19 protein-coding genes and 1 pseudogene are annotated in these 23379 nt (G+C 63.4%); 6 read left to right on the forward strand and 14 right to left on the reverse strand.

Going from position 1 to position 23379, the window contains the following annotated elements; all coding sequences use genetic code 11:
• Nucleotides 1–107 precede the first annotated feature (107 nt).
• The 6 genes and pseudogenes from upp to CLV78_RS18995 form a co-directional block, all read right to left on the reverse strand.
• Nucleotides 108–740, reverse strand: a complete 633-nt coding sequence (gene upp / locus CLV78_RS18970; protein WP_106206979.1) for a uracil phosphoribosyltransferase — start codon at nucleotides 738–740, stop codon at nucleotides 108–110.
• Complete coding sequence (locus CLV78_RS18975) at nucleotides 733–1719, reverse strand: adenosine deaminase (RefSeq protein WP_106206980.1); 987 nt, start codon at nucleotides 1717–1719, stop codon at nucleotides 733–735. Before CLV78_RS18975 ends, upp begins: the two co-directional genes overlap by 8 nt.
• Nucleotides 1719–2930: a phosphopentomutase gene (locus tag CLV78_RS18980; protein WP_106206982.1), complete on the reverse strand. Its 1212-nt coding sequence runs from the start codon at nucleotides 2928–2930 to the stop codon at nucleotides 1719–1721. The genes CLV78_RS18975 and CLV78_RS18980 overlap by 1 nt, the downstream gene beginning before the upstream one ends.
• Entirely contained in the window at nucleotides 2927–4237 is a 1311-nt protein-coding gene (locus CLV78_RS18985) for a thymidine phosphorylase (protein ID WP_106206984.1), read from the reverse strand. Before CLV78_RS18985 ends, CLV78_RS18980 begins: the two co-directional genes overlap by 4 nt.
• Before the next feature lie 8 nt (nucleotides 4238–4245).
• Nucleotides 4246–4680 (reverse strand): annotated as a pseudogene (locus CLV78_RS18990) (cytidine deaminase); the annotation flags it as partial.
• Nucleotides 4681–4707: 27 nt separating this feature from the next.
• Nucleotides 4708–5469, reverse strand: coding sequence for an NAD kinase (locus CLV78_RS18995; protein ID WP_106206988.1), 762 nt, complete (start codon nucleotides 5467–5469; stop codon nucleotides 4708–4710).
• 184 nt (nucleotides 5470–5653) lie between these two features.
• Between CLV78_RS18995 and glyA the strand changes: the two genes are divergently transcribed.
• A complete protein-coding gene (gene glyA, locus CLV78_RS19000) occupies nucleotides 5654–6940 on the forward strand; it encodes a serine hydroxymethyltransferase (protein WP_211301038.1) in 1287 nt (428 codons plus the stop codon).
• 184 nt (nucleotides 6941–7124) lie between these two features.
• On the opposite strand, the gene CLV78_RS19005 is transcribed toward glyA, so the two are convergent.
• From CLV78_RS19005 to CLV78_RS19015, 3 genes are all read right to left on the reverse strand, one after another.
• Nucleotides 7125–8600 carry a response regulator gene (locus CLV78_RS19005; RefSeq protein ID WP_158263605.1) on the reverse strand — a complete coding sequence of 492 codons (1476 nt, stop codon included), beginning with the start codon at nucleotides 8598–8600 and terminating at the stop codon, nucleotides 7125–7127.
• 136 nt (nucleotides 8601–8736) lie between these two features.
• Entirely contained in the window at nucleotides 8737–10638 is a 1902-nt protein-coding gene (locus tag CLV78_RS19010; protein WP_106206992.1) for a propionyl-CoA synthetase, read from the reverse strand.
• A gap of 178 nt (nucleotides 10639–10816) precedes the next feature.
• Nucleotides 10817–12226 carry an oligosaccharide flippase family protein gene (locus tag CLV78_RS19015; protein WP_158263606.1) on the reverse strand — a complete coding sequence of 470 codons (1410 nt, stop codon included), beginning with the start codon at nucleotides 12224–12226 and terminating at the stop codon, nucleotides 10817–10819.
• 182 nt (nucleotides 12227–12408) lie between these two features.
• On the opposite strand from CLV78_RS19015, the gene CLV78_RS19020 reads away from it, so the two are divergent.
• On the forward strand, nucleotides 12409–13350 hold the full coding sequence (locus CLV78_RS19020; protein ID WP_106206997.1) for a glycosyltransferase family 2 protein: 942 nt from the start codon (nucleotides 12409–12411) through the stop codon (nucleotides 13348–13350).
• Complete coding sequence (locus tag CLV78_RS19025; protein WP_106206999.1) at nucleotides 13337–14254, forward strand: glycosyltransferase family 2 protein; 918 nt, start codon at nucleotides 13337–13339, stop codon at nucleotides 14252–14254. The genes CLV78_RS19020 and CLV78_RS19025 overlap by 14 nt, the downstream gene beginning before the upstream one ends.
• 147 nt (nucleotides 14255–14401) lie before the next feature.
• On the opposite strand, the gene trhO is transcribed toward CLV78_RS19025, so the two are convergent.
• Nucleotides 14402–15310, reverse strand: a complete 909-nt coding sequence (gene trhO / locus CLV78_RS19030; RefSeq protein WP_106207001.1) for an oxygen-dependent tRNA uridine(34) hydroxylase TrhO — start codon at nucleotides 15308–15310, stop codon at nucleotides 14402–14404.
• A gap of 92 nt (nucleotides 15311–15402) precedes the next feature.
• On the opposite strand from trhO, the gene pncA reads away from it, so the two are divergent.
• The 3 genes from pncA to pncB all read left to right on the forward strand — a co-directional run bounded on the left by pncA (nucleotide 15403) and on the right by pncB (nucleotide 19731).
• On the forward strand, nucleotides 15403–16008 hold the full coding sequence (pncA, locus tag CLV78_RS19035) for a bifunctional nicotinamidase/pyrazinamidase (RefSeq protein WP_106207003.1): 606 nt from the start codon (nucleotides 15403–15405) through the stop codon (nucleotides 16006–16008).
• Nucleotides 16009–16092: 84 nt separating this feature from the next.
• Nucleotides 16093–18372, forward strand: a complete 2280-nt coding sequence (locus CLV78_RS19040; RefSeq protein ID WP_106207004.1) for a hybrid sensor histidine kinase/response regulator — start codon at nucleotides 16093–16095, stop codon at nucleotides 18370–18372.
• Between the two features lie 66 nt (nucleotides 18373–18438).
• Nucleotides 18439–19731 carry a nicotinate phosphoribosyltransferase gene (gene pncB, locus CLV78_RS19045; protein WP_106207006.1) on the forward strand — a complete coding sequence of 431 codons (1293 nt, stop codon included), beginning with the start codon at nucleotides 18439–18441 and terminating at the stop codon, nucleotides 19729–19731.
• Here the strand turns inward: pncB and CLV78_RS19050 are convergent, their stop codons facing one another.
• From CLV78_RS19050 to CLV78_RS19065, 4 genes are all read right to left on the reverse strand, one after another.
• The gene (locus tag CLV78_RS19050) at nucleotides 19732–20673 is read right to left on the reverse strand and encodes a phosphotransferase enzyme family protein (protein WP_106207008.1); all 942 of its coding nucleotides are present in this window, start codon (nucleotides 20671–20673) and stop codon (nucleotides 19732–19734) included.
• Nucleotides 20670–21938: an aspartate aminotransferase family protein gene (locus CLV78_RS19055; protein ID WP_106207010.1), complete on the reverse strand. Its 1269-nt coding sequence runs from the start codon at nucleotides 21936–21938 to the stop codon at nucleotides 20670–20672. The genes CLV78_RS19050 and CLV78_RS19055 overlap by 4 nt, the downstream gene beginning before the upstream one ends.
• Before the next feature lie 5 nt (nucleotides 21939–21943).
• Nucleotides 21944–22366 carry an alternative ribosome rescue aminoacyl-tRNA hydrolase ArfB gene (gene arfB, locus CLV78_RS19060; RefSeq protein ID WP_106207012.1) on the reverse strand — a complete coding sequence of 141 codons (423 nt, stop codon included), beginning with the start codon at nucleotides 22364–22366 and terminating at the stop codon, nucleotides 21944–21946.
• 324 nt (nucleotides 22367–22690) lie between these two features.
• Nucleotides 22691–23323: a queuosine precursor transporter gene (locus CLV78_RS19065; RefSeq protein WP_106207014.1), complete on the reverse strand. Its 633-nt coding sequence runs from the start codon at nucleotides 23321–23323 to the stop codon at nucleotides 22691–22693.
• Between the last annotated feature and the right edge of the window lie 56 nt (nucleotides 23324–23379).

The raw sequence follows: 23379 nt of genomic DNA on the forward strand, positions 1-23379 counted from the left end.
AAGATATTGGGCCGGAGGATGCAGGAACGCCCGAATCGAGTAAAGACATTTCTGGACAAGGCGATTCGTTTTTTGCGCTGCCACAGGTCCCGATTCGCGCGCGGCCGCTACTTCGTCCCGAACATCCGGTCACCTGCATCCCCGAGCCCGGGCACGATATACCCATGGTCGTTCAGGTGACTGTCAAGCGCCGCGGTGACGATCGGAACGTCTGGATGGGCTTCCTTCATCCGGGCAACGCCCTCCGGTGCGGCCAACAGGCAGAGGAAGCGGATATTGGTCGCACCCGCCTGCTTGAGCAGATCGATGGCCGCTGCCGACGAGTTTCCGGTGGCCAGCATCGGGTCGACAACGATGACGAGCCGGTCCTGCATTTCCTCGGGGACCTTGAAGTAGTACTGGACGGGTTCGAGTGTTTCCGGGTCCCGGTAGAGCCCGACGAACCCGACGCGTGCACCGGGGATCAGCTCCAGAATACCATCAAGCAGACCATTGCCCGCCCGCAGGATAGATATCAGCGCCATTTTCTTGCCCGCCAGCTTGGGGGCCGGCATGGGCTGAAGGGGTGTCTCTATCTCGACCTCCTCCAGATCCAGTTCGCGCGTCACCTCGTAGGCGATCAGCTGGGAGATTTCCCGCAGGAGTTGACGAAACTTGTGGGTCGAGGTGCCCTTGTCCCGCATGATCGTCAGCTTGTGCTGCACCAACGGGTGGTCGACGACAGTCAGGTGGTCATACATCGGCAGGCTCCAATCTCTTCAGCAGGGCGTCTCGGGTGTCGGAATCGCAAAACGCCGCCTCCGCCGCAACCCGGTTGAGCGCGGCAAAGTCGTCCTCCGACCAGCCGAACGTGTCGGCAAGCCGGTCATATTCATGCGTCATCGTGGTGTGGAAGAATGGCGGGTCATCGGTGGAGACAGTGACCTTTACCCCGGCATCGCGCAATCGGGCGATGGGGTGATCGGCCCAGGAAGGGTACACGCCGAGTGCGACATTGGAGCCTGGGCAGACCTCCAGAACGATCCCCTTCTCTGCCAGCAACTCGACGAGCGCGGGATCCTCGATCGATCGCACGCCATGGCCGATGCGTTCTACGCCAAGGTCCTCGATGCTCTCCCGTACACTGTCCGGTCCGCGAAACTCACCGGCATGGTTGGTCAGGCGCAGGCCGGCTTCCCGGGCACAGTCGAAGGCCCAGGCGAAATCGCGCGGGTGGCCGTTTCCTTCGTCGCCGCCCATACCAAGCCCGACAACCCAGTCGCCCACCGTCTCCGCAGCGCAGACCGCCGGCGCCTTTGACCGTTCCGGTCCGAAATGGCGGATCGGTGTGACGATGCCCTTCAGGATGATCCCGTCCTGGGCTTCCGCCTGTGCGGCAGCCTCGGTGATCGCGTGCAGGTATTCCCGCCAGGCGGCAAGGTCACCGCCGCCACAGAAGTCCGGCGACACAAAGGTCTCCGCATAGATCACCCCATGCGCGGCCATCTCCGCCAGGATCGTGCGGGTCAGGCGGGCATAGTCTTCCGGCGACCTCAGAACGGACGTCGCCGCTTCGTAGACGCGCAGGAAATCGACGAAGCCCGTGTAGGCGTAACCGCCGTGCTCATCGAATATGCCCGACAGGTCGACACCCTTCTCCTTCGCCAGATCCCGGACAAAGGCCGGTGGGGCACAGCCCTCAAGGTGGGTGTGCAACTCGATCTTGGGTAGTGACTTCATCAGAGGAAACTCCGCCCCGGCCCATGCGCGGGAACTTGCAGGTGAGCGGCAACGCTCGCGGCGACATCTGCAAAGGCCACGTTGCCAAGGTCGCGCGGCGGCACACCGGCACACAGGACGGGAACGCGCTCGCGGGTATGGTCGGTTCCGACCCAGGTCGGGTCATTGCCATGATCCGCCGTCAGCAGCAGCAGATCGCCGGGGCGCAATAGGTCGAGCAGACGGGCGATGCAACCGTCGAACCACTCCAGCGCCCGGGCATATCCCGAGACATCGCGGCGATGGCCGAAGAGGCTGTCGAACTCCACGAAATTAGCAAAGGTAAGGCTGCCGTCCGGCGCCTCGTCCACGAAATCGAACAGGTGCTCCATCAAGCGTTCGTCCGGCCCTGTGCGGACCTCGTCGATGCCCTGCATGGAGAAGATATCCCCGATCTTGCCGACGGCCTGCACGCGCCGTCCGGCGGCCTGCACCCAGTCGCAGAGCGTCGGGCTTGGCGGCGCGATAGCGTAGTCGTGCCGATTGGTCGTGCGTGTGAAACCCGTTTCGGGGGATCCGATGAAGGGGCGCGCGATCACCCTGCCGACCTTCATCTCATGGAGGCGCGGGGCAAGATCCTTGCACAGCGTCTGTAGCCGCTGCTCCCCGAAATGCTCTTCGTGGGCGGCAATCTGGAAAACGCTGTCGGCGGATGTATAGCAGATCGGCCAGCCGGTCCGGATATGCTCCGCGCCGAGGTCGGCAATGATCTGTGTGCCGGAGGCATGGCAATTGCCAAGGATCCCGCCGGTCCCGGCAGCCTCTGCCGCGGCACGGCTCAGCGCGTCGGGAAAACTCGGGACGGCTTTCGGGAAATAATGCCAGTTCCACGGCACCGGCACCCCTGCAAGCTCCCAGTGGCCAGACGGGGTATCCTTGCCTTGCGAGCTCTCCGTCGCCGCGCCAAAGACACCTTGCGGGGCCACGCCCAACCCCGGCGCATCCTCGCCGGATGCGATGCGGATCGCGGCGCCGAGCCCGAGACTGTCGAGCGTCGGCAGCTTCAGCGGCCCGCTGCGCCCTTCCTCGGCCCGGCCTTCGGCGCAGGCTTGCGCAATATGGACAAGCGTGTTGGCCCCTGTATCCGGTGTGCCGTCGTTGAAGAACTCGCCTGCATCCGGGGCACCGCCGCAGCCCACGGAATCCATGACGACGAGAAAAGCACGGGTCATAGGCCAATCCTCTCTTGCACGAGTTTCGCCGGCGTCGCGCCGGCTTCCGTGACCGAATAGGCGGCGCGAATTTCCGCCGCGGCGGCCTCTGCGGCATCCTCGCTGGCCGCGTGGACCCGGGCTAGTGGCCGCTGGTCAGAGACGCTCTCACCGATCCCGGCGAGCGTGTCGAACCCGACGGAAAGGTCCAGCGCATCGCTCTCGCGCAGCCGCCCGCCTCCAAGGTGGACAACCGCAGTCCCGACCATTTCCGTGTTCACGCTGGCCACGACCCCCGGCCGCGCGGGGAAAACATCCTGCACCACCGGGGCGACCGGCAGGTAGCGCCGCCAGCTGCCAACGAAATCCGCCGGACCGCCCAACGCCGCGATCATACGCTCGAATCGTTCGGCGGCTTGCCCCGACCGCATCGCCGTCTCAATCCGGCCCTCCCCGTCGCCGGGTGACCCTGCAATCCCACAGAGCGCCAACAGCGCCCCACCAAGCTCCACCGTCAGTTGCCACAATGGGTTTGAGATCGCCTCACAAGTCAGCGTCTGCATGGAGGTCGCGACCTCCAGCGCATTGCCGGCGGTCTCGATCAACGGCTGATCCATGTCGGTGATCAGCGCCCCGGTCCGGCAACCGGCACCGTTTGCCGTGGTCACCAGCGAATCCCCGAGGGCGCGCGCGCTGGCAGCATCCTTCATGAAGGCGCCGGAGCCACATTTCACGTCGAGGATCAGAGCCTCCAACCCGGCAGCGAGTTTCTTTGACAGGATCGAGGCCGTGATCAGGTCGATACTCTCGACGGTGCCGGTCACGTCCCGAATGGCATAGAGCCGCTTGTCCGACGGCGCGATGTCGGCACTCGCGCCAACGATAGCACAGCCCACATCGTTCACGATCTCGCGCAAGCGGTCCTGCGCAACGATGGCAGTGTAGCCGGGGACCGACTCCAGCTTATCCAGCGTCCCGCCCGTATGCCCGAGCCCACGTCCCGAGATCATCGGCACATAGGCCCCGCACGCCGCCAGCGCTGCGGCCAGCGGCAGGGATACGCAGTCACCGACTCCTCCGGTCGAGTGCTTGTCGACAACCGGACCGGGCATGTCCCACGCCATCACGTTGCCACTGTCGCGCATTGCGAGCGTCAGGGCCACGCGTGCATCCTCCGACAAGGGCGCGCGGCAAACCCCCATTGCGAAGGCGCCGACCTGGGCGTCCGTTACGTCGCCCGACCCGATGGCGGAACCGAACCATGCAGCTTCACGTGCGGTGGGTGTTTCACCGCGGCGGAACTTGGCGAGAATGGCCTTGGCGTCCATAGCCGGGCCTATTCCATGTGCTCGGCGCCGAACGCGCCGGGCAGCAACTCGCCGACACTCATGGTCAGCGTCTTGCCCTCGGTGGTGGCCATCGTCACGGCAACCGAGGCATCAGCGAACTCTTTCAGCTTCTGCCGGCAGCCACCGCATGGCGGGACCGGCGCCGGGCTGTCGGCGATCACCGCCACTTCGACGATTTTCCGCTCTCCAGCGGCTGCCATCGCCGCGATCGCCCCTGCCTCGGCACAAGTGCCTTCCGGATAGGCCACGTTCTCCACGTTGCACCCTGTGAAGACGGTGCCGGAGGCCGTGCGTATGGCCGCACCGACCTTGAACCGGGAATAGGGTGCATGAGCGTTGTCGCGCACCGCGCGCGCCGCGTCGATCAATGAAGTATCAGGCATGGGGCTCTCCTTTCCGGCAGTGTGTTCCCGCCGCGAAAGGTATGCAAGGGCGCGCGCCGCGTGGGATCAGACGAACTGTTCCTGGATCAACCGCTCTTCCAGCCCATGCCCCGGATCGAAGAGGATCCTGTGCCGGATATCCGGCGCACTGCGAACGATCACGGAAAGCACGTTCTTCACCGCGGATCGGCTGTCGGCTTCGGCCATGACAGGACGTTTCTCCGGCTGGAGCACGTCAAAACGAACCTCCGCCGTGCTCGGCAGCAACGCGCCCCGCCAGCGGCGCGGCCGGAAGGCAGACATGGCGGTCAGTGCCAAGACCTCCGAGCCGACCGGGACGATCGGCCCATGGGCCGAGTAGTTGTAGGCGGTGGACCCGGCAGGCGTGCTGACGAGCGCGCCGTCGGCCACCAATTCATCCATCCGCACCCGTCCGTCCACGGTGATGCGCAGCTTTGCCACCTGCGGACCGGCCCGCAACAGCGACACCTCGTTGATCGCGAGCGCATCATGGACCGAGCCATCGGCGGCAATCGCCCGCATCGACAGCGGGCTGATAACCTCTTCCTCCGCGACGTCGAGCCGTTCCGGCAGGCCTTCCACGTGAAACTCGTTCATCAGGAAGCCGACCGTGCCGCAGTTCATGCCATAGACTGGGGTATTCAGATGCTGGGTGTCGTGCAGTGTCTGCAACATGAACCCATCGCCCCCCAGCGCCACCACCAGGTCAGCATTTTCGGGATCGTGGTTGCCGTATTGCTCGGCCAATGCATCGCGGGCCGCCTGTGCAATCTCTGCCCGGCTGGCCAGAAAGGCGATGTTTTTCATGAGTCCCTCAGGGGTCGAGCGTTTCCCAACCGTCATCCCAAGCCTTCATCGGAAACGCAAGTCTCGCATATTGACGCGTATGACGCCTTTCCAGCCGTTTCCCGGCCTTTTTCCCCACCGTCACATGCGTTACATGCCCAGCAACGGAACAACGCGGCGCTGCCGCAGAGGAAGGATTTCGCACATGACTCGTGACTCTGGCTTCTTCACCGAGGCGCTTGCCTCCCGCGATCCCGAGATTGCCAAGGCGATCGGCCTCGAGCTTGGCCGCCAGCGCGACGAGATCGAGTTGATCGCATCTGAGAACATCGTCAGCCGCGCGGTTATGGAAGCCCAGGGCTCGGTTATGACCAACAAGTATGCCGAGGGCTACCCGGGGCGCCGCTACTACGGTGGCTGCCAGTTCGTCGACATCGCGGAGAACCTCGCAATCGACCGCGCAAAGGAGCTTTTCGGGTGCGACTTCGCCAATGTGCAGCCCAATTCCGGCAGCCAGGCCAACCAGGGGGCATTCACCGCGCTGATCAAGCCGGGTGACACGATCCTCGGGATGAACCTCGCCTCCGGCGGACACCTGACCCACGGCGCGCCCCCGAACCAATCCGGAAAGTGGTTCAATGCGGTGCAATACGGCGTACGTCAGCAGGACAACCTGATCGACTACGATCAGGTTCAGCAGCTTGCGACCGAGCACCAGCCCAAGCTGATCATCGCTGGCGGCTCGGCCATCCCGCGCCAGATCGACTTTGCGAAATTCCGTGAGATCGCCGACAGCGTGGGCGCCTACCTGATGGTGGACATGGCCCATTTCGCGGGCCTCGTGGCCGCGGGCGAGCACCCCTCGCCCTTCCCCCATGCCAACGTGGCCACCACCACGACGCACAAAACCCTTCGTGGCCCGCGTGGCGGCATGATCCTGACAAACGATGCAGCCATCGCCAAGAAGGTGAACTCCGCGATCTTCCCCGGAATCCAGGGTGGCCCGCTGATGCACGTGATCGCCGCCAAGGCCGTCGCCTTTGCCGAGGCGTTGCGCCCCGAGTTCAAGGCCTACCAGAAACAGGTACGCGCCAACGCCGTTGCGCTGGCGGACGAGCTGATGAAGGGCGGGCTGGATATCGTGACCGGCGGCACGGACACGCACCTGATGCTTGTCGACCTGCGTCCCAAGGGCGTGAAGGGCAACGCGACAGAGAAGGCGCTCGGCCGTGCCCATATCACGTGCAACAAGAACGGCATCCCCTTCGATCCGGAGAAGCCGACCGTGACCTCTGGCGTACGGCTCGGCACACCGGCAGGCACCACCCGCGGTTTCGGTGAAGAGGAGTTCCGGGCCGTCGGCCGCATGATCGTCGACGTCGTCGATGGGCTTGCCGCCAACGGCGAGGAAGGAAACGACGCGGTCGAAGCGAAGGTCAAGGCCGAAGCGACGGCGCTGTGCGAACGGTTCCCGGTCTACGATACGCTTTGAGCGACAATCTCAAACCCTGCGAACAAGAAGGCCGCTCACAGAGGAGCGGCCTTTTTCAGAAACCACTGCACCCCTCTGTGGGTCGCGGTTCGGCAGGGTGACGCAGATCGGTCGTGGACAGACGAGCAAGATGCCGACCCAAGAAAGGCAAACCCGTCCGGCGCCAGCGTCGGTGCAGGTTCCGCTAGTTGCCCACGCCATGCACCGAACGCTCCGCAGCACGCCGGATATGGCCGAGCAGGCCGTCGACGTCGGACCGCAGTTGCCGCGTCAGCGTGAGCATTGCCGCTCGATTTCCTTCATGGGCCAGGGCGTTGAGTTGCCGGGCGCGCACAAGCACCGTCGTGGCTCCCACGGCGCCTGACAGCGAGATCAGCACATGGCTGTGCTCCCGTGCGTCCTGCGGGTCACCGGAGGTTTCCGTCCGGGCGAGCCCGGCGGCAACATCACCAAGATCCGCCAGCAGCCCTTCCAGCAGCTCCTGCCGCCGGTCGGGGCCGGTCATATCCAGCAGATCGTCGAGCGCCGACGGCGCAATCCCGAGCGAGCGAGGATCGGACCGGGTCGGGACGGTCGCCTCGGCGGCCACCCGATGGGCGGGCGACATCAGCAACTGCTTAAGCCGGGCCTCGAATTGCGCTATTCCGGGCAGCGGCTTGGACATCACATCATCGGCGCCCGCGTGCAGAAGGGCGTCCCGACGCTCGCCTTCCAACGCCGTGATCGCAAGAAGAGGCAAGTGTTCCGACGGACCATCCTGCGAGCGGAGCCGCGCCAGCAAATCGCCCGGTTCGATATCGTCAAGGTCGGTGTCGATGACAACGCCGTCAAACGACCCGATCCTTAGGCGCGACGGCGCTGCCGCCCCGCTGATCGAGCAAAACACCTCCAGTCCGAGGTGGCCCAGCATGTGCTTGACGGTTTTCCGGTGCGGTCCTTCCGGACCGACGAGCAGGACCCGTTTCCCCGAAACCTGCGCCTGGTCATCCTGGCCGCGCGCCGGCGCGGTTCCCGCCTTTCCAGGGTCTCCTGTCGGCCCACCCGAATTTGCCCGCAACACAAGCCGAACCCCGTAGGCGCTCCCTGGGGCCCCGCGACCCAGATCGCTTGCCTCCCCGATGGCGGGAACCTTTGGGTCGGCGCTTTCGATCGAACTGGATTCGGACAGGTCGGGGTGTCCGGCCGCCCCGCCCCGAACCACAATCTCCAGTTCTCCCTTCCGATTGCCGCGGATCTGCAACAGCACGGCCGTATCGGCGACCGACAGTGCGTCGCGCAGCATTCTGCCAACCATCGGCAAAAGAACCTCCGGCACAGCATGTACACGATCAGGCAGGTGCTGGCCGATATCCGTGCGCAGTTCCATGCCGCGCCGACGTGCGGCGTCCGCCCAGACGCGGCCGACGTCCCGCATGATGGCCACGGCAATGTCCCGGGACGGCACGGCCTGTGGCGCAATGGTTTCAGCGGGGGCATCCGAACCCAATTCGTCAAGGACTTCTGCCAGTACTCGGCGCGCTTCCCGGTGCCGGAGCGCCGAGGCCGGATCGAGATCTGCCGTCCCCAATTCGGCCAAGTAGTCGCGAAGTAGCTGTAACCGCTCCCGCAGGGCTGCCCGCGAATCGGGCAGCTTGGGGTTCTTTGTGGAGTCCTGGTTCACTGGCATTCCCGGACCTGACGTGGAATTTGACCAGACATGCGCCCTTCCGAAAAGCACATCAAGGGAGTTTGCGACACAAAAAAGCCGCCCGACACATGGCCGGGCGGCTCCCGTCAGAAAGCTTGGGCCCGAGGGTTCAGCCGGCCGCCTTCGCGTAGCCCATCGCCTTGAGCGCGCCGGTGATCTCGTCAAGGATCGCCGGGTCGTCGATCGTCGCGGGCATCTTGTAGGCCTCGCCATCGGCGATCTTCTGCATGGTTCCACGCAGGATCTTGCCCGAGCGGGTCTTGGGCAAACGATCGACGACGCAGGCCAGCTTGAAGGCGGCAACCGGGCCGATCTCCCGACGCACCATGCCGACGCATTCGGTGATCACTTCTTCCGGGGAGCGTTCATGGCTGGCATTCAAGCAGAGGAAGCCAAAGGGCATCTGCCCCTTGAGCGCGTCGGCCACACCAATCACCGCGCATTCCGCGACATCGGGATGCTCGGCGAGCACTTCTTCCATGGCGCCGGTCGAGAGCCGGTGACCGGCGACGTTGATGACGTCATCGGTGCGCGACATGATATAGAGATAGCCGTCCTCGTCCTTGTAGCCCGCATCGCCGGTCTCGTAGTAGCCTGGAAAATGCTCCAGATAGGACTTCTTGAAGCGATCCTCGGCATTCCAAAGGGTTTGCAGCGTCCCCGGGGGCAGGGGCAACTTGATCGCGATGGCCCCCATGGTGCCGGGTCCTTCGACCTCGTGGCCGCCTTCGTCAAGGATATGAACCTCGTAGCCGGGCATCGGCACCGAGGGCGATCCCAGCTTGGTCGGCAGTTCCTCCACACCGATCGGGTTGGCGGCGATGGCCCAGCCGGTCTCGGTCTGCCACCAATGGTCCACGACCGGCACGCCCAGATGCTCCTGCGCCCATTTCACCGTGTCCGGATCGGCACGTTCGCCGGCAAGGAACAATGCTTGCAGGTCGTGAAGTTTGTAACGCTTGATCCACTCGCCTTTCGGATCTTCCCTCTTGATGGCGCGCAGCGCGGTGGGCGCGGTGAAGAAGCTCTTTACCCGATGGTTCTGGATGATCTTCCAGAAAACGCCGGCATGCGGCGTACCGATCGGCTTGCCCTCGAACACCAGTGTCTCCGCACCAGCCAGAAGCGGCCCGTAGCAGATGTAGGAATGGCCCACGACCCAGCCGACATCCGACGCTGCCCAAAAACGCTCACCTGGTCCGACGTTGTAGATATTCTCCATCGACCAGGTCAGCGCCACCAGGTGACCTGCAGTAGACCGCACGACACCCTTCGGCTGCCCCGTGGTGCCGGATGTGTAGAGGATGTAGGCGGGGTGATTGCCCTCGACCGGAAGGCAATCCACCGGCTTCACACCGTATTGGAAGGAATGCCATTCGAAGTCCCGCCCCTCGATCAGCTTCGCAACTTCTTGCTCGCGCTGGAACACGACGCAGAAATCGGGCTTGTGATCCGCCATGTCGATGGCTTCGTCGAGAAGCGGTTTGTAGTGCACCACGCGCCCCGGTTCGAGACCACAGGACGCCGCGATGATCGCCGTGGGCTTGGCGTCGTCGATCCGGACCGCCAGTTCGTTCGCGGCAAATCCGCCAAAGACAACGGAATGCACCGCACCGATCCGGGCACAGGCCAACATGGCTTCCACGGCCTCCGGCACCATCGGCATGTAGATGATGACCCGGTCGCCCTTTTCCACGCCGCGCATCTTGAGCGCGCCGGCGAGGCTGGCCACACGGTCGCGAAGCTCGCGATAGGTGATCCCCTTGGTCGAGTGGGTGATCGGGCTTTCATGCATGATGGCGAGATTGTCGCCACGGCCGGCTTCAACATGCCGGTCAACGGCGTTGTAGCAGGTGTTGACCAGGGCGTCGGAGAACCACTCGTACAGCGGTGCCTTCTCGTCGAACAACGCCTTGGACGGTTTCTGGAACCAATCGACTGCCTCGGCCGCTTCCATCCAGAATGCCTCCGGGTCGGCTTGCCAGGCAGCATAGATGTCGGAATAGCCCATGTGTCTCTCTCCCTCAGATCTTTGCAGGAGTTACGCAAGCAAGGTCCTTTCGCGCAAGTCTGTTGCGTGGGCACTTCGTCGCGTGTGAGCGCTAACCTCCACCGCAGCACCGAGACATGGCGCCGCACTGCAGCATCGGGGCCGGTGTTGCGCCGGAATCACCCCTGCCCGCCTTGCATCAACCGGTGTTGTGGCCCCGTAGGGATCTCACGACTGCCAGCGACGACCCCGTGGCCGCGACCACGAGGAGCAACGCCGGGACAGCAAGCAGCGCCGCATCAAGCCCGTCGGGGACGCCGGGAAGGGCGATCCCGGCAACCGCCCCAACCAGCGCCAGTGCAATCAGTGGCAAGGCAGAGATCGCGGGACGCAGGAGCCCAGACGCAGCGACGCCGCTCCGACGCCACATGGCCACCGCCCCAACCGCGATTCCAAAACCTTCTGCGAACACGGCAAGCCAGATGATCGCCCGCAGATCGCCGCTCGTGACCGCGACGAGCCAAGTCAGCGGCAACACCGAGATCCGTGCGAGGCTGGACAGCATGCCGTTTACGGAATCCGCCTTTCCAAGGCACACGACCGAGATCCCGTACCGAACCAGCCGCAATCCCTGCACGACACTGAGCCCCAACAGAAGCGGCGTGATCTCACCGTATTTTTCGCCGAAGAAGAGCGTGACGAGAGGCGCGAACACGACGAACACCGCCACCAGCACTCCGGCTCCGAGCAGGTGAACCTTCAGGACGGCATCCGCGACGGACTGAAAACGATCCTTCTCGGACTGGACGGCACCGAGTTGCGGCAAGAAGAGCGGCAGCATGCTGCGCTCCACAAGCAGTGCAGGCGCCTGGGTCAGCGAAAAGGCGAGCGAGAAGACGGCCAGTGTCTCCATGCCCAGCGCCCGTCCGACAATCATGCGCTCGCCATAGAACACTGCGTAGGTGAGCACGCCCGTCGCCATGATTGGCAGACCGAAGTCGATGCAGCGCCGGAAGATGCCCGGATCGAACCGCAGCCTGTAGGGACGGTCAGCGAGGATGTGTGAGGCGACGGCCGTCACCGTGAACCCCGTCATCATGCAGAAGACCATCACCCGGTAGTCGCCGAAAAGCCAGTAGAAGGGCAGGATCGACACCACGGACAGGATGTTCGGCAGCGCGAAAATGATCGCCATGGGACCGTACCGCATGCTCCGGCTCATGCGCTGGTAGTCGAAATGCACGAACGCGAGGATCACCTGGCACAGGGCGAGCAGGCGAAATGACCCGGTCGCTTCCGGAATGCCCATGAACCGTGCAAAAGGCGCCGCAATCAGGAGCAGCAGGAGCGCCGCCACAAAGGACCGGATGACGTGGAACGCCTGTAACCCGGCCTGCAACTCGGGGTCTTCGCCATCCTTGTTCTGGATCAGGAGTTGATGAACGCCGACCGTGGTCAACATCTCAACCAGCGCCATGCCCATCACGAGAGTTGCTGCAATGCCGAAATCCTCGACACTGACCAGCCGCGCGATCAGGATCGTGCGGACCAGCACCATCGCGGCATTCACCCCGTTTCCGGAGAAGATCAGCAGGGCGGAACGCAGCATGAGAGGGCCTGTGCGGGAGCGCCAGCCCATTTGCCGACGCAGGATTATCGCACTTTTCTGGCGGGATAGCGCCACGCGGTCAAGGCGGTGCCGCGCTTGCGCCGGCGGGCGCAGATGATGTAGGCGCCAATTGAAGCTGTCGCACCGGGCACCGGAAGCGGCGCAAAAGCGGATGGGGCACATTGGATCCGAGAGTTTCCATACTGGTGATCAGCTACAACACGCGGGAGGAAACACTCGCCGCGTTGCGATCGGTCCAGTCGGAAACCCGTCTGCCCCACGAGATCATCGTCGTGGACAATGCCTCGACCGATGGTTCGGCAGAGGCGATTGCGGAGGCTTTCCCTTGGCTCCGGCTCCTTGCCAAAAGCCACAACCTCGGTTTCGCCGCAGCAAACAATGTCGCGGCGCATGAGGCGCGCGGCGAGTATCTGCTGCTGCTGAACCCCGATACGGTAACGCGGCACAATGCGGTGGACCGGCTCGTCGCCTTTGCCGACAGCACGCCCGATGCGCGCATCTGGACCGGTCGGACGACCTTTTCGGATGGCCGGCTCAATCCCGGGTCTTGTTTTCGCCGGATGAGCCTCTGGACACTGGCATGCGGCGCAATTGGCCTGAATTCGCTGTTCCGGGGGAGCGCGATCTTCAATTCGGAACACTATGGCGGCTGGAAGCGGGACAGCGAGCGCGAGATCGATATCGCGCAAGGGTCATTCTTCCTGATCCGCAGGGAGGATTGGGAGGTGCTCGGCGGTTTCGACACGGCCTTCTTCATGTATGGCGAGGAAACCGATCTGTGTCTGCGTGCCCGAAAGCAACTGGGCGCCCGACCACGGTTTACCCCGGCTGCAGAAATCGTGCACCTCGGCGGCGCATCCGAGGCCGTCCGGTCGGACAAGATGGTGCGGCTGCTCAAGGCCAAGCAGGAGTTGATCACGCGCCATTTTCCGAAATGGCAGCAGCCGATTGCGGCCGTGTTGCTGCGTGGCTGGCCCTGGTCCCGGCAGGCGGGGCTGCGGATCGCGGCCCGGCTGACCGGCAGGGACAGCTTGAAAACGAAGGCTGCCACCTGGAAGGAGATCCACGACAGGCGGGAGGAATGGCGCGATGGATTCTCCTGACCCGACGCCCAAGATCAGCGTGATCATAGCGCACTTGAACCAGCTGGAAGACCTTGCACGCTGCCTCGAAGCGCTGGTCGGCGGCAATAGAACCGCCGATGAGATCATCGTCGTGGACAATGGATCCATCACCGATCCGGAAGAGGTCTGCCGCCGCTTCCCGTCCGTCCGTCTTTTGCGCGAGCCCACCCCCGGCCCCGGCCCGGCACGCAGCCTCGGTGCACGCGCCGCCAGTGGAACCATTCTCGCCTTCACCGACGCCGATTGCATTCCTTCACCGGGCTGGCTTGCGGCGGTGGATGCCGGGCTGCGGGCGCCGGACAGGCATTTGCTCGGGGGGGAGGTGCAGGTCGGCGTTTCCGATCCCCGCAACATGACCGCGATCGAGGCCTACGAAGCCATCTTCGGGTTTCAGGTTGAACGCTACATACGGGACATGGGCTTCACCGTGACCTGCAACCTCGCGATGCGGTCAGACGTCTTCGACGCCGTCGGTCCGTTTGGCGGGCTGGAGATCGCGGAAGATCGCGACTGGGGGCGCAGGGCAGTCCGCGCGGGGTATCACTTTGCCTTCGTTCCGGAGATGCTGGTCGTCCATCCGGCGCGGGTAACCTTCGCCCAACTCCGCGCGAAATGGGACCGCCAGATGGGGCATGATTTCGAAGAAGCCCGCAGGAGTGCCACCGGTCGGCTCGGGTTCCTGCTGAAGGCGCTGGCAATGCCGGTGTCCATCTTGGCAGCCCTTCCGCGTATCCTGACCACGCAACGGGTTTCCAGCCTTGAGAACCGCTGGCGTGCGTTTTTCACGCTGTGCCGCATTCGGCTCTACCGCGCGCTTCGCATGTTCTGGCTCCTGGCCGGGGGCGATCCGCGACACCTTTCGGGCGCCTGGAACAGGCGCTAGCGCCGGGTCTGTCGACCCATGGATTCCGGTCGTGTCTACACCCCAAGCTGCGTCTAAAACACCGGCCACATGCCGATGCTGACGCTCGACCACGCAGCGAAGACCGCCGAGCTCATCCACGGCTGGCGGGCACCCTTGGTGTGGATTTTACCCCTCCGCGCCGAGGTGCCGTTCGCCACGGTCGCGCGCCAGTTTCACCTGCCGCTGGCGTTCCCGGAACCTCTGACGGTCCTGATCGGAAAACTCGCCAATACAGGCAAGGCAACTCACACCTTCCTCGTAGCTTTCCGCCCGCATGTCTTCCGGCGAGACGGGCCGCCGACAAGCATGGCACATGGCATGTGTCCCCGGCTCCAGGCCGTGCTTCAGCGCAACGCGCTGGTCAAAGACGAAGCACTCGCCATTCCAGAGGCTCTCGGCTTCGGGAACCTCCTCGAGGTACTTCAGGATGCCACCCTTCAGATGGAACACCTCCGCCTCGCCCAGCCCCAACAGGTAGTTCGTCGACTTCTCGCAACGGATTCCGCCGGTGCAGAACATTGCGATCTTCTTGTTGTGAAAGCGGTCGCGATTGGCTTCCCACCAGTCCGGAAAATCCCGGAAACTCCGGATGCCCGGATCGACGGCGCCCTCGAACGTGCCAATGGCGACCTCATAGTCATTTCGGGTGTCGATCACCGCAACATCGGGCGCCGAGATCAGCGCATTCCACTCCTCCGCATCGACATAGCGCCCCACGGACGCTGTTGGATCGACCTGAGGCTGCCCCATGGTGACAATCTCTTGCTTGAGACGCACCTTCATGCGACCGAAGGGCATCTCCGCTGCACCGCTCTCCTTCCACTCCAGGTCCGCGCAGCCGGGAAGCGCCCGAATATGGGACAGCACCCTGGCAATCCCCTCCGCGGTTCCGGCGATGGTGCCGTTGATCCCCTCGCGGGCCAGCAGAAGGCTCCCCCTCACGCCCTGTTCTTCGCACAATGCCAGAAGCGGTGTGCGAATGGTGGAGGGGTTGTCGAAACGGGTGAAGTGATACAGGGCGGCAACTGTCAGCATGTGCTGTCACTAGGGCAGTTCACCCGACCTTCACAAGCCCCGCATTGACGCCACGGTTCCTCTTGCCTAGCCATTGCAGCAGGAGGTGCGCCATGACCGAAGCCCTGATCGTGATCGATGTCCAGAACGACTTCTGCCCGGGCGGCGCACTTGCCGTCCCCGATGGCGATACGATCGTGCCGCTCATCAACGGGATGCTCGACAGGTATCCCGTCCGGGTTCTGACACAGGATTGGCACCCGGCCGATCATGCCTCTTTCGCGTCGCAGCACGACGGCAAGGCGCCCTTCGAAATGGCGGAAATGCCCTACGGCCCACAGGTCCTCTGGCCTGACCATTGCGTTCAAGGATCGGAGGGCGCGGCCTTTCACCCCGATTTGGACGTCGATGCCGCACACATGGTGATCCGCAAGGGCTATCGCAGGGGGATCGACAGCTATTCGGCCTTTTTCGAGAATGACCATACGACACCGACCGGGCTCGAAGGATACCTTAAAACCCATGGGGTCACCGCGGTTCGGCTTGTCGGGCTGGCGACGGATTTCTGCGTGAATTACTCGGCCGTCGATGCCGCAAGGCTCGGGTTCGATGTAACGGTCGACCTTGCTGCCAGCCGCGCCATCGACCTTGACGGATCCCTGACGACCTCGCTCGACGGCATGAAGGACGCCGGGGTGAAGCTGATCGGCAGCCCGTGAAATAGGGCGTTAACCAATCAGGAAGTTTTTTCTGGTGTCGTCTGCCCGAAAGGAAAGGGCCGATGCCGGCCTGTCGGGAGCAGCATGAAGTCCAGGACGGTCGAGGCCGATCGCCAACTCAGGGAGTACCAGGCGAGCCGCACCGCCGAGGGGCGGTTTCTGTCCTATTGCCGGGGACGCTCCCGCCACTTCTGGACCCGCCAACTTCTCGTCGCCGTCCTGTTCCCACTTGTCCTCGCGATGTCCGATCTGAGGACCACCGTCCTGACGGCCATCGTCGTATTTCTGGGAGAGACTCTCGATTGCCTCGTGCTGCGGCGCTACGGGCAACGACAACACCTCGGTCCGAGCTATCCCCTGGCACAAGGTATCACGACACTGACAGGCGGGATCCAGGCACTGACCATCTGTGTCGTCATGGCGGTCGTTGTGTCCAGCGGCGGCCAGGACGCGCGATCCCTTGCCGGTGCGATCTGTATCGCCGCACTTATGGATGCCGCACTCCTGTACGGGGTTCATCGAAATGCCGCTCTCGTGCGATTGCTGATTTATGGCCTCGCGGTTCTGATGATGATCTATCAGGCTTGGCTGAGCGCCAATGGGGAACTGAACGAGGTCACCTACGATGCCGTGGCCGCATTGCTGCTGATCTATGTCGTGTGGCTTGTTGTTCGCCCTGTCCACAAGACTCGGCTTCGCCGGGAAGCGATGCAATTGGAAACGCTTCGACGCGCCCGCGACCTCGCCCATGTCAACCAGGCGCTTGAGGAATCCCGACAGACAACGAAGCAACTTGCCATGGTCGCGGAGCAAGCAAACGATGCCGTGATCATCACGACGCCCGACGGTATGATCACCTGGGTGAACCGGGCGTTTTCGGCGACAACGGGCTATACGTCGAAAGCCGCAGTCGGCCAGCATGTCACGTTCCTGAACGGCCCCGAGACATGCCCGCAAACCATCAGGGAGATTGAGGCCGCCCGCCGAAGAGGCAGTTCCTACAGAACGGAGATTGTCAGCCACGACCGGAAGGGGACCCCGATCTGGATGGAGGTCAGCCTGACGCCCGTTCTGGACAATTGCGGCCAGGTCGTGAATTTCGTCAGTGTCGAGCGCAACATCGGTGTCGCCAAGGAGCGCGAGAGGGCACTGGCCGAAGCGCGCCAGAAGGCCGAGTGGGAGGTGCAACTGCGCCACCAGTTTCTTGCTACCATGAGCCACGAGATCCGAACCCCGATGAATGGTGTCATCGGGACAGTGGACCTCCTGCTCGACACCGACCTCGATGAGAACCAGCTTTGCCTGCTGCGGACGATCACCTCCTCCGGAGAGGCGCTGCTGGATATCGTCAATGACATTCTGGACTTTTCCAAGCTGGAATCCGGCAAGCTCCAGATCACGAGCGACCCCTATTCACCCGCCGATTGCATTCGCAGCGCGGTGGAAATGGTTGCGGCCCTGGCCAAGTCCAAGGATCTTGCGCTGAACCTTGTGCTGCCAGCGAGCCTGCCGCCGTGCCTCACGGGCGATGCTGCCCGGCTACGCCAGATCCTGCTGAACCTGCTTGGCAATGCGATCAAATTCACCGAAACTGGGTCAATCGACGTCGAGGTTGCGGTCAAACTGGAGCGCTCAACCTGCCATCTGATGATCTCAGTCAACGATACCGGAGTCGGAATCCCGGCGGATCGGCTCGAGGACATATTCGTGAGCTTCCAGCAGGCGGACTCAACCGTGGCCGGGCGTTTTGGAGGCACCGGGCTGGGCCTTGCCATCTCCAGGCTGTTGACCCGGGCGATGGGTGGCGAGATCGATGTTTCTTCCTTTCCTGGCAAGGGGTCGACCTTCGTCGTCAATCTGTCCCAACCGATTGGCCAACAGGAAAATCCGCCGCAGGATCCACCGCCCCTCGTGCAGGAAGAGGATGAGTTCCGCGGCCTGCGCGTGCTCGTCGCCGAAGACAATCGCACCAACACCCTCATTCTCGAACGGATGCTGTCGCAACTGAACGTCGATCCGATCTTTGCGGTCAACGGTCGGGATGCTGTCTCGCTCTTTGATCTGCACGAGATCGACCTTGTCCTGATGGATGTACACATGCCGATCCTCGACGGGCTGGAGGCAACCCGACGGATCCGGTCGCGCGAGGCCGAGTTGCACCTTGGCCCTACGCCGATTGCAGCGCTGACGGCGAATGCGCTTCCCGAAGATCGTGAAATGTGTCTTGCGGCCGGGATGGATGGCGTGATCACGAAACCGTTTCGCAAAAAGGACATCGTTGGCGCCCTGCGACGGTACAGGAAGGATCGTTTCACCGGGTCGGAGATGCAGGAACCCGTCGTGAACCTGGCCGGGATCGGCTGACAGCGCTCTTTCAATTGGCGCATTGGACCGATACCCTGAAGGTCGTCCACCTCACGGAGACCGAGCATGGTCGATATCGCCACGCGTGTCTGGAACCACAAATGGAAGATCGATCCGATCGTCCGGTCCCTGATCGATACGGATTTCTACAAGCTTCTGATGTGTCAGTCCGTCTTTCACAACAAGCCGGATGCACGCGTCACCTTTTCGCTGATCAACCGCTCCAGTGAAATCCGCCTCGCCGATCTGATCGACGAGGGCGAGCTACGTGAACATCTCGATCATATCCGGTCGCTTTCGCTGACACGGGGTGAAAGCACCTGGCTGCGTGGCAACACCTTCTATGGCAAACGCCAGATGTTCCGCTCCGATTTCATGGAATGGTTCGAGGGCGTCCGGCTGCCGGCATACCATCTCGAAAAACGCGATGGCCAGTATGAGCTGACCTTCGAAGGGTCATGGCCAGAGGTGATGCTCTGGGAAATCCCGGCCCTGACTGTCCTGATGGAACTGCGTGGACGGGCGGTGCTCGACCGCATGGAGCGCTTCGAGATTCAGGTGCTTTATGCCCGCGCGATGACAAAGCTCTGGGAGAAACTGGAACGCCTGCGGGCGCTGCCCGACCTGCGTATCGCCGACTTCGGCACCCGGCGCCGCCATTCCTTTCTGTGGCAGGATTGGTGTGTGCAGGCGATGATCGAGGGATTGGGAGAGAGCTTCGTCGGCACTTCGAATTGCCTGATCGCCATGCGGCGGGAGGTCGAGGCCATCGGTACGAATGCGCATGAACTGCCTATGGTGTACGCCGCATTGGCCGACACGGACGAAGACCTGGCGCAGGCGCCCTATCAGGTTCTGGCCGATTGGCAGGAGGAACACGACGGCAACCTCCGGATCATTCTTCCCGACACCTACGGGACTGAGGGCTTTCTGGAACGTGCGCCGGACTGGCTGGCCGGTTGGACCGGTATCCGCATCGACAGCGGCGATCCGGCGACGGGCGCCGAAACCGCTATCGCCTGGTGGAAGTCACGCGGTGAAGATCCCCGAAAGAAGCTGGTCATCTTTTCCGACGGCCTTGACGAGGACAAGATCCTGGAGCTTCACAAGCAGTTTTCCGGCCGCGTTCGCCCCAGTTTCGGCTGGGGGACCCTGCTCACCAACGATTTCCGGGGGCTGGTCCCCGATGATGGCCTGGCGCCATTTTCGCTCGTGTGCAAAGCGGTCAAGGCGAACGGGCGACCGACCGTCAAACTGTCGGACAATCCCAACAAGTCCATGGGGCCACCGGAAGAGGTCGAGCGCTACAAACGTGTCTTTCGGGTTGGCGCGCAGACACCGATGGAGGTCGTCGTCTGATCAGGGCGCCGAGCGGCCAAGATAGATCTCCGCCAATCGAAGGGCCCGTTCGGCATAGCTGCGCTGCCGCGGATCCCCCGCCGGCGCACGTGGAACGATCCAGCCGGCGGATGCGAAACCGCGCAGCATCATGAACAGGGGAAGCGACTTTTTGGGGAACCCGGGGCGGACAGCCGCATAGCCTTCCAGCAAGGCCCGCGAGAGCGTTGGCAAATCAGGCGATGCCGCATGTTGGACCAACGCAACCCCGAGATCGTAACCGCGGTAACCCCAGCCACAATCGTCGAAATCGATCAGCCAGAGTGTCTGGCCGTCGTCGAGGACATTTTCCTGCAAGGCATCGGCATGGATCAATCCGATGTCCGGCTCTGCCAACGCCACCAGCTCGGTGCCGGCCGTGTCCTCGGCCACTTGCAGAAACCGGCGTTCGGCGCCACTCAGCGACGGGTTCGCGGCAAAGGGTCCCCAAAGCGGCGCGGCGCCAAGAAACGCGTCCCGATCCCAACTGGGCCGGCCGAAACGCTCCCCCCCCAGCCGATCCGACAGGTTGTGCAAATCTCCGAGGCATCGCCCCAGTCGCCGGTACACCATTTCACGACCAACAGACGGCACGTCCAGGATTGGGGTGGCGTCCAGCCACTCGATGACCGACACCACACGATCGTCGGCCCGGTGCGTCAGGGCACCGTTGCAGGTCGCCAGCGGGCGCGGGCACGAAAAACCAGCCTCCGACAGGGCCTGGGTCCACCGCAACTCCCCTTCGATGGCCGCGTGGCTCTGGTAGCCTGGACGGTGAAGACGCAGGGCCGCGCGACACCCGGACCGCAGACGGACCTCAAGAACAACATTCTCGCGAAACCCGACAAGGCGGGGCGCGTCGTCGCAACCGCCCCAAGCTTCCGCCGCTTCACGCGCAATCTCTATGGCGTCTTCTTCGGTCATTGCGGCATCCTCGCCAAAACCTCGCCGAGGGCCTCCACCGCGAGGTCCCCGTCCGACCGGCTGAAGGGCATCGGCGGGCGCATCTTCAGGATGTTCATCTTCCGCCCGATGCGGTTGAGCAGAATGCCACGGTCGCGCATGCCTTCCACGACGGCTTCGGCGAAATCCGTGGCGGGTGCTACGCCGTCCTCCGCAACGAACTCCATGCCAAAAAACAAGCCGTGCCCCCGGGTCTCTCCGATACGCGGATGTGACAGGTCCTGCAAACGCGCCAATGTGTAGACACCGACGTCCCGCGCGTTCTCCACCAGACCTTCGGTCTCGATCACATCCAGCGTCGCCAGACAGGCGGCGGCAGAAACAGGATTGCCTCCAAACGTGTTGAAGTAGCCGAACGCCTCGCGGAACGCGGCCATGACATCGGGGCGGGTGACGACAGCGGCGACGGGGTGGCCATTCGCCATCGGCTTGCCGAGCGTCACGACATCAGGACGGAACCCGAGGATCTCGTGGCCCCACCAGGCATCGCCAAGTCGCCCGAACCCGGGCTGCACCTCGTCGCACAGAACAAGCCCACCGGCCTTTCTGACCACTTCGACCGTCGGGTCCAGGAAGCCGGGTTCGAGACAGGGCAGCCCTTCGTTCGCGAAGGCCGGACACAGCATGAAGCCGGCAAAACCATGACCGGATGCTTCCAGTTCCTCGATGGCGCGGGCGACATTCTCAGCAAAAACCGTAGCCTGCGACCCTAAATCGCCCCCAACAGGACGCAGGGAATCGGGCGCTGGCACGAGGCGCACGTTTCCCGGGTAGCCGCCAATCGGGGGGCGCCGTGTCGATAGCTGGCTCACGAACTTGGTATTGCCGTGGTAGGTGTTGTCCGTCGCGATCAGCCCGGTCTTGCCGGTCACGGCCTCCGCCATTCGCAGGGCGATGTCGTTGGCTTCCGACCCGGTGCAGACCATGATGGCCTGGCTCAGGTCGTGGTCGAATTTGGCGCAGAGCCGCTCGATATAGTCGAGAACGCGTTCGTGCAGGTAGCGCGTGTGCGTGTTCAACTGCGATGCCTGACGCGCAATCGCCTCCACCACGGCCGGATGGCAATGGCCGACATGCGGAACGTTGTTGTAGCAATCGAGATATCGCCGGCCGTCCACATCCCAGAGCCAGACCCCCTCGCCCCGCACAATGTGAAGCGGAGTGCGATAAAACGTGGGGACATTCGGCCCCATGAGGCGCTGGCGCCTCTGCTCCAGAGATTCCATTTCGCTCAATCCTCGTCCCTGACGCGCCCACGCATGGCCTTCACCTCGCCACGCCGGCTCTTTGCGTCCATGCGCCGTTTCTTCGAACCGAGCGTCGGGCGGGTTGCAATCCGACGTTTTGGCCGATGCAACGCTTTCTCGATCAGTTCAACGAGACGCTCGCGCGCGATCTCGCGGTTTCGGGCCTGGCTCCGCGTGTCCTCGACCCGCAGGATCAGCGCGCCCTCCGACGTCCAGCGACGACCGGCGAGCCGCTTCAATCGTGCCTTCACATGTCCGGGGAGGTTTGGGCTGCGTTCGGCTTCGAACCGCAGTTCCACCGCGGTGGAGACCTTGTTGACGTTCTGCCCACCCGGGCCGGAGGACCGGCTGAACTGTTCCGTCAGCTCCCAATCCTCGATGGTGATCTCGTCATTGACCCGCAACATGCGACAGACTCCCTTCGCCCCTGAATAGGCCGAAGGGATGGCCGGGGGCCAGACCCGATAGCGGCATTGCGGGATGGCGCAGGCATGTCGCACAGGCGCATCCCGAAACGGAAAGAGCCGCCCCTGTCCGGGGCGGCTCTCCGAGTATCATGGAGGTGAGGTGTCCTGGGCCCATAAGCCCTTCAGGAAGCATACCTCGAGGGCTGCCTCAACGGCGCGCTCTCCCGATAATCCCGACACCTTTCTCCAGCATGACTCTCGACACTGGATCACCTCCTTTCGCTTGTTTCAGTTGCGATCAGAGTGACACAGAACCGATGTCTGTCAATGAATTTCGGCAGGTTTGGCCAGAATGCGCCGCACGACCATGCGGAACGGCAGCAGTGCAAGCAGCGCAAGCGACAGCTTCACGGCCCAGTCCGCCACCGCGAGCGAAACCCAGAGCGGTGCCTCCGGACCCGTTCCCAGCAACGGCAGAACCTCCTGCGCCCAGACCGGCATGTTGCCCGGTTCCACCGCGTTCAACGTGGCGGAGAAGGCGATGGTGAAGAAGATTGCAGTATCCAGCGTCGAGCCTACGAGCGTGGAGGCCAACGGCGCCCGCCACCAGCGCCCTTCCCGCAGGCGGTCGAAAATCGCCACGTCCACGAGTTGCGCGGCGAGGAAGGCCGCGCCTGACCCGAGTGCCACGCGCAGCGTCACCAGCGGACCGAACTCGCCATGAATCTGGCTGCCGATGAGCGAGCAGATCACGCCGACAACGAAGCCGAAGAACACCACGCGCCGGGCAGGCCCGGCGCCATAGATGCGGTTCATCAGGTCGGTGACCAGGAAGGCAAAAGGATAGGTCAGTGCGCCCCATGTGAGCCATTGGCCCAACAGGTGCTGCACAAGGATATTGGACGCCACCACGACGGCGGCCATGGCAAGGATGCCGGGAAGGTATTTACGTGTCATGTCAGGGTGCCCGTTTTGACAAGGTTGCGGCGACTTGCCCCGAATGGGGAGGTTCG

It is taken from the genome of Aliiruegeria haliotis (genome assembly GCF_003003255.1).
Lineage (GTDB): Bacteria > Pseudomonadota > Alphaproteobacteria > Rhodobacterales > Rhodobacteraceae > Tropicimonas > Tropicimonas haliotis.